This window comes from Cupriavidus phytohabitans, assembly GCF_017815025.1.
Classification (GTDB): domain Bacteria; phylum Pseudomonadota; class Gammaproteobacteria; order Burkholderiales; family Burkholderiaceae; genus Cupriavidus.
Window position 1 is genome coordinate 132,013 of record NZ_JAGIQB010000016.1, and the last position, 6,822, is coordinate 138,834.

A 6,822-nucleotide genomic window follows, 5' to 3' on the forward strand; every position below is an offset into this window, starting at 1 on the left:
CGCGCCCTCCTCTTACCGCATCGACACGCCCGCAACATGTCCGCAGACACCACGCTCGCCCCCCTGACCCCGCCGCCCTCGCGCCTGCCCGGCGTCGGCACCACCATCTTCACCGTGATGTCGGCCCTGGCCATCGAGAAGAACGCCGTCAACCTGGGCCAGGGATTTCCGGACTTCGATTGCGACCCGAAGATCGTCGATGCCGTCGCCGGGGCGATGCGCGCCGGCCATAACCAGTACCCGCCGATGGCGGGTGTGCCGCGCCTGCGCCAGGCCATCGCCGACAAGATCGCCGCGCTGTACGGCCACCAGTACAGCTGGGATACCGAGATCACCGTCACCGCCGGCGCCACGCAGGGAATCCTGACCGCGATCCTGTGCGCCGTGCATCCGGGCGACGAAGTGATCGTGCTCGAGCCCTGCTACGACAGCTACCTGCCCGCGATCGAACTGGCCGGCGCCACCGCCGTGCCGGTCACGCTGGAGGCGCCCGAGTTCCGCGTGCCCTTCGACAAGCTCGCCGCCGCGATCACGCCGCGCACGCGCATGATCCTCATCAACACGCCGCACAACCCCACCGGCACGATCTGGCGCGCGGGCGACATGGACAAGCTGGTACAGATTCTGGCCGGCACCGACATCCTCCTGCTGTCGGACGAGGTCTACGAGCACATGGTCTACGACGGCCAGCGGCATGAGTCGGTGTCGCGCCATCCCGAGCTGGCGCGCCGCAGCTTCGTGATCTCCAGCTTCGGCAAGACTTATCATGTGACCGGCTGGAAGGTCGGCTACGTGGCGGCGCCGGCCGCGCTGATGGCCGAGTTCCGCAAGGTGCACCAGTTCAACGTGTTCACCGTCAATACGCCGGTGCAGCACGGGCTGGCCGACTACATGGCCGATCCCGCGCCGTACCTGCAGCTGTCGGCGTTCTACCAGGCCAAGCGCGATTTCTTCCGCGCCGGGCTGGCGAATTCGCGCTTCAAGCTGCTGCCGTCGGATGGCACCTACTTCCAGTGCGTCGACTACTCGGCTATTTCCGACCTGAGCGAGGCGGACTTCGCCATGTGGCTGACGCGCGAGATCGGCGTGGCGGCGATTCCGGTGTCGGCGTTCTATACGCAGCCGCGCGAGTCGGGCGTGGTGCGGTTCTGCTTTGCGAAGAAGGAAGAGACGCTGGCGCTGGCGCTGGAGAGGTTGGGAAAGCTTTAAAGCAGGCGCTCAGACAAAAACGCCCGCGACGATTCGCGGGCGTTTTGCTTCCTGATGCCTTCGCGAGCCGGCATGTTTGCTCCCCTCTCCCGCGCACGGGAGAGGGGAGCGTCCACTACGGACGGTGGATACATCCGACCGCTAGCGCAACGCTAGCCGCCTCCGCTTACTTCTTGCTCCGACTCATCATCAGCTCGGTATTCGCCTTCCGGTCCGCATTGACCTTCTGCACCGACTCGCGCTGCGACAGCGTCTTCAGGTAATCCTTGACCGGCAGGTCGGCCAGCATATCCGTGCCATAGATGATCTTGGTGCACGACGACACCAGCGGCAGGTGCACCGCCGCCGCGCAATCGGCCAGCGTGAAGCTGTCGCCAGCGATATACGGCGAGAACTTCGCCAGCCTGGCAAACGCCGGGATATAGCGCGCCAGTAGCTTGTGCTGGCGCTCCTTGACACTGTCGCTGACCTTGCCGCCGAAGAACGCCTCTGGATACAGCTCGCGCGCCGTCAGCTCCAGGTACAGCTCCATGAAGGTGACGATCTCGCGCACCTTGCCGGCCTGCAGCGGGTCCTTCGGCAGCAGCGGCGTCTGCGGGAAGGCCGCTTCCAGGTATTCGACGATGACTTCCGACTCGCACAGTGAGCCGGATTCGGTGATCATGTAGGGCACCTTGCCCGCCGGCGTTGCGGCCGGGTCGGTCTCGCCGATCCAGGCCAGCACCTCTTCGAACGGCACGTTCTTTTCCAGCAGCGCCAGCTTCACTTTGTTGTAGTAGTTGCTGGCGGCAAAGCCGCAGAGCTTCAGCATGTCGTCTCTCTCCGTTGTTGGAATAGTCGCCCGCACGGCACGGGCCTGAGGGGGATTGTGGACCATCCGGAGCCTGCCGTGTCCGGCCTGGCCGATCAGCGCACGCCGCCTGCCCTTCCGGTCTGTTCGGAAAGGTGCAAAAAACGTACGATCGTGCTAATTTAACCACAACTTTTGGGACGAATGATGAGCACTTTCACCATCGACACGCTGGGCATCGTCGGCACCGGCGCCATGGGCCGCGGCATCGCGCAGATCGCCGCCCAGGCTGGACTGACCGTCAACCTGTACGACGCCAACCCGCAAGCTGTGGCCGCCGCCCGCCAGTACCTGCAGGACACGCTGGCCAAGCTCGCCGACAAGGGCAAGATCAGCGCCGCCGACGCCGAGGCCACGCTGGCCCGCGTCAAGCCGTGCGGCGCTCTGGAAGACCTGGCCGGGTGCGACATGGTGCTGGAGGCCATCGTCGAGAAGCTGGAAGTCAAGCGCGACCTGATCGCCAAGCTGGAAGCGATCCTGCGCGAGGACGCCATCATCGCCTCGAACACCTCGTCGCTGTCGATCACCGCGATCGCCGTGGGCGCGAAGCACCCGGGCCGCATCGCCGGCTACCACTTCTTCAATCCCGTGCCGCTGATGAAGGTGGTCGAGGTCATCGACGGCCTGTCGGGCGATCCAGCGGTGGGCGACGCGTTGATGGCGCTGTCGCGCCGCATGGGCCATACGCCGGTGCGCTGCAAGGACATGCCGGGCTTTATCGTCAACCATGCCGGCCGCGGCATGAATATCGAAGGCCTGAAGGTCGCGCAGGAAGGCGTGGCCGAGTTTGCCGACATCGACAACATCATGCGCGAGCAGGCCGGCTTCCGCATGGGCCCGTTCGAGCTGATGGACCTGACCGGGCTGGACGTGTCGCACCCGGTGATGGAGTCGATCTACAACCAGTTCTACCAGGAGCCGCGCTACCGTCCGTCGCCGATCACCGCGATCCGCGCGGTCGGCGGGCTGATCGGCCGCAAGGCCGGTGCCGGCTTCTACCGCTATGCCGATGGCCAGAAGCAAGTGCCGGCCGCTGCGGTGGTGCCGAGCGCACGCCCGTCGAGCGTTTGGGTGAGCCACGACAGCGAGCGCGGCCACGCCATGGTGACGAAGCTGCTGGGCGCGCTCGGCGTGACCCCGGAAGGCGGCAACAAGCCGTCTGCCGATGCGCTGATCATTGTCACGCCGCTGGGCCTGGACGCCACCACCAGCGCGCTGCAGCAGGGCCTGGACCCGGTCCGCACCGTCGCCATCGACACGCTGCTGCCGTTCGAGGCCACCAAACGCCGCACGCTGATGACCACCCCGGCCACCAGCGCCGCCGCGCGTGACGCCGCGCATGGCCTCTTTGCCAGCGATGGCGTGCCGGTTACGCTGATCCGCGACTCGGCCGGCTTTGTGGCCCAGCGCGTGCTCTGCTGCATCATCAATATCGCCAGCGATATCGCGCAGCAGCGCATCGCCACGCCGGCGGACATCGACCTTGCCGTGAACCTCGGCCTCGGCTACCCGAAGGGCCCGCTGGCACTCGGCGACGCGGTCGGCCCGCAACTGGTGCTCGAGACGCTGCGCAACATGGAAGCGCTGACCGGCGACATGCGCTACCGCCCGAGCCCGTGGCTGTGGCGCCGCGCCGGCCTCGGCCTGTCGCTGCTGGCCGAAGAGCAATAAGCCCGTTCCCTGCCGTTTTCAGAGTCGCCCCCATGCCCGCACAACTGCTTTCCGAACGCGTCGATTCGACGCTGGTCCTGACCATCTCGAACCCCGAGGCGCGCAACGCGCTGCACCCGGACATCTATGCCGGCTCCAAGGCGGCGCTGGACGCGGCCGCCGCGGACGATTCGATCCGCGCCGTAATCTTTACCGGCGCCGACGGCATGTTCTGCGCGGGTGGCAATCTGAACCGGCTGCTGGGCAACCGCAGCCAGCCGCCCGAGGTGCAAGCCGCCAGCATCGAGGTGCTGAACGGCTTTATCCGCTCGCTGCACGCCTTTCCCAAGCCGATCATCGCGGCAGTCGAAGGCGCCGCCGCGGGCGCGGGCTTATCGCTCGTTCTGGCATGCGATTTCGTGGTCGCGGCCAGCGATGCCAAGTTCGTGATGGCCTACGTCTCGGTCGGGCTCACGCCCGATGGCGGCGGCTCGTACGAACTGGCGCGCGCGCTGCCGCGCCAGCTCGCCAGCGAGATGATGATGGAAGGCAAGCCGATCAGCGGCGAGCGGCTGGCCCAGTTTGGCCTCGTCAACCGCGTCACGCCGCCGGGCGAGGCGCTGGCCGAGTCGCTGCGGCTGGCGGCGGGTCTGGCCAGGCAATCGCCGCATGCGGTCGGCCGCATCAAGGGCCTGATCAACTACGCGGCCACGGCGTCGCTCGACGAACACCTGCTGGCCGAGCGCGACAACTTTGTCGCCGCGCTGCATCACCCGGATGGCGGCGAAGGCATCAGCGCTTTTCTTGAGAAGCGCAAGCCGCAGTACCGCTGACAGACCCGGACGGGCAGCTGCCCGTCTTCATGGCAAGCCCGCGGCAGACGGGCACGCCAGCACAACACAAGGAGACAACGCATGGAATTGCCGCCGTCCTCGCGTCGCCGCATCTACCTGATGCGGCATGGTGCCGTCTTGTATTTCGATGAAGCCGGGCGTCCCGCGCTGCCGGAGATGGTCCCGCTCAACGAAACCGGCCGCATGCAGGCCACCGCCGCCGGACGCGCCTTTGCCGCCGAGCAGATCCGCTTCGATCGCGTCATCGTCAGCGGCCTGCCGCGCACGGTCGAGACCGCCGAGCGCGTGCTGGCCGAACTGCCCGAGATGGAAGGCATGGTGCCTGAGGTCTGGCCAGAATTCCAGGAGATCCGGGGCGGCGACTTGTCCGCGATCGCCGACGCCGAGCTGCGCGACGCCTTCGTCGGCGCCTTCGAAGGCGAAGTCCCCGAAGACAAGCGCTTTCTCAACGGCGAGACCATCGGCGCCTTTCTCGACCGCGTGCTGCCCGCGCTGGATCGCCTGGGCGCCGACCCGGGATGGGACACCGTGTTGATGGTGCTGCACGGCGGCACCAACCGCGCCATCCTGTCGCAGGCGATCACCTGCGGGCGGCGCGTGCTGTTCGGCTCGCTGCTGCAGACGGCGGGCTGCATCAATGTGCTCGACATGGGCGACGGCCCGCTCGACTGGGTGGTGCGCATGACCAACTACTCGCCGCCCACCCCCGTCCACAGCGGCTCGCGCCACACCACCATGGAAGTGCTGCTGCACCAGTATTTGCGCGGCCGCCAGCCGGCCGCCTGAGTCACCCGAGCCATCCAACCGAACCCGAACAGAAAACTAACGGAGACAGCATGACGAGCAACGTATCGCACTTCGAGGGCACACGCCCGGTGGCAGACCAGCAGCGCTTCGACACCGGCGCGCTGGAAGCCTGGATGCGCCAGCACGTGGCGGGCTTTGCCGGCCCGCTGACCGTCGAGCAGTTCAAGGGCGGGCAGTCCAACCCGACCTTCAAGCTGGTCACGCCGGGCCAGACCTATGTGATGCGCGCCAAGCCCGGCCCCAAGAGCAAGCTGCTGCCGTCGGCGCACGCCATCGAGCGCGAATACCGCGTAATGGCCGCCCTCGCCGGCACCGACGTGCCGGTCGCGCGCATGTATGCGCTGTGCGAGGACGAATCGGTGATTGGCCGTGCCTTCTACATCATGGAGTTCGTCGCCGGCCGGGTGCTGTGGGACCAGTCGCTGCCCGGCATGGGCAATGCCGAGCGCAGTGCCATCTATGACGAGATGAACCGCGTCATCGCTGCGCTGCATACCGTCGACTACAACGCCATCGGGCTGGGGGACTATGGCAAGCCCGGCAACTACTTCCAGCGCCAGATCGAGCGCTGGACCAAGCAATACAAGCTGTCGGAAACCGAGTCGATCCCGGCCATGGATGCGCTGATGGACTGGCTGCCGCAGCATATTCCGCAGGAAGACGCGGATCTGACGTCGATCGTGCATGGCGATTACCGGCTCGACAACCTGATGTTCCATCCGACCGAGCCGCGTGTGCTGGCGGTGCTGGACTGGGAGCTATCCACACTGGGGCATCCGATGGCGGACTTCAGCTACCACTGCATGAGCTGGCATATCGCACCGGGGCAGTTCCGCGGGATTGCGGGGCTGGACTTTGCGGGGCTGGGGATTCCTGACGAGGCAACGTATCGCCGCATGTACGAGCAGCGTACCGGGCGCGCGATCACTGGCGACTGGAATTTCTATCTTGCCTTCAGCATGTTCCGTATTGCCGGGATCTTGCAGGGGATCATGAAGCGCGTGGTCGATGGGACGGCTTCGTCGGCGCAGGCTGCTGATGCGGGCAAGCGGGCGCGGCCGATGGCGGAGATGGGGTGGGAGTATGCGAAGAAGGCTAAGGGGTGAGTGACTTTTGGAGCTGGGTCGCCGTTGGTGACATGCTGTCGGCGGCTTGAAGCGTTGTGGTCGCTCGCTATTGGTGACATGCTGCGGGCGGCCACTGTTATCGCAGTGTGCGGGGGCTTTCGTACGGGACTTTGCTTCGTTGCAGGGGAGGGCTGCCTGACGCCGTGGTGCGCCACGGTGGCTCGGGATTGATGCGATGTTTGAACGAACCCAGAGCTGTGGATGATCCCTGCTGCGTGGGTCAACGCAGGAACGCCTGCGGCTGCGCTGGACCTGTCCGTATTTTTGTGTGCGAGGCGGTTTTGAATTTTGTTAGCCTCGGGCCGCGGTAAATCTCTCCCCATAC

6 protein-coding genes are annotated in these 6,822 nt (G+C 66.2%); 5 read left to right on the top strand and 1 reads right to left on the bottom strand.

The window, feature by feature from the left end:
- The first annotated feature begins 36 nt into the window (after nucleotides 1-36).
- Nucleotides 37-1,209: a pyridoxal phosphate-dependent aminotransferase gene (locus J8I34_RS13745; RefSeq protein ID WP_209806259.1), complete on the top strand. Its 1,173-nt coding sequence runs from the start codon at nucleotides 37-39 to the stop codon at nucleotides 1,207-1,209.
- 166 nt (nucleotides 1,210-1,375) lie between these two features.
- On the opposite strand, the gene J8I34_RS13750 is transcribed toward J8I34_RS13745, so the two are convergent.
- A complete protein-coding gene (locus J8I34_RS13750) occupies nucleotides 1,376-2,020 on the bottom strand; it encodes a glutathione S-transferase (RefSeq protein WP_029046810.1) in 645 nt (214 codons plus the stop codon).
- A gap of 186 nt (nucleotides 2,021-2,206) precedes the next feature.
- Here J8I34_RS13750 and J8I34_RS13755 point away from each other — a divergent pair, with 186 nt between their 5' ends.
- The 4 genes from J8I34_RS13755 (at nucleotide 2,207) to J8I34_RS13770 (ending at nucleotide 6,476) form a co-directional block, all read left to right on the top strand.
- Nucleotides 2,207-3,730, top strand: coding sequence for a 3-hydroxyacyl-CoA dehydrogenase (locus J8I34_RS13755; protein WP_209806260.1), 1,524 nt, complete (start codon nucleotides 2,207-2,209; stop codon nucleotides 3,728-3,730).
- A gap of 32 nt (nucleotides 3,731-3,762) precedes the next feature.
- Entirely contained in the window at nucleotides 3,763-4,542 is a 780-nt protein-coding gene (locus J8I34_RS13760) for an oxepin-CoA hydrolase, alternative type (RefSeq protein WP_029050395.1), read from the top strand.
- 81 nt (nucleotides 4,543-4,623) lie between these two features.
- The gene (locus tag J8I34_RS13765; RefSeq protein ID WP_209806261.1) at nucleotides 4,624-5,349 is read left to right on the top strand and encodes a histidine phosphatase family protein; all 726 of its coding nucleotides are present in this window, start codon (nucleotides 4,624-4,626) and stop codon (nucleotides 5,347-5,349) included.
- Between the two features lie 50 nt (nucleotides 5,350-5,399).
- The gene (locus J8I34_RS13770; protein WP_029050393.1) at nucleotides 5,400-6,476 is read left to right on the top strand and encodes a phosphotransferase; all 1,077 of its coding nucleotides are present in this window, start codon (nucleotides 5,400-5,402) and stop codon (nucleotides 6,474-6,476) included.
- The last annotated feature ends 346 nt before the right edge of the window (nucleotides 6,477-6,822 follow it).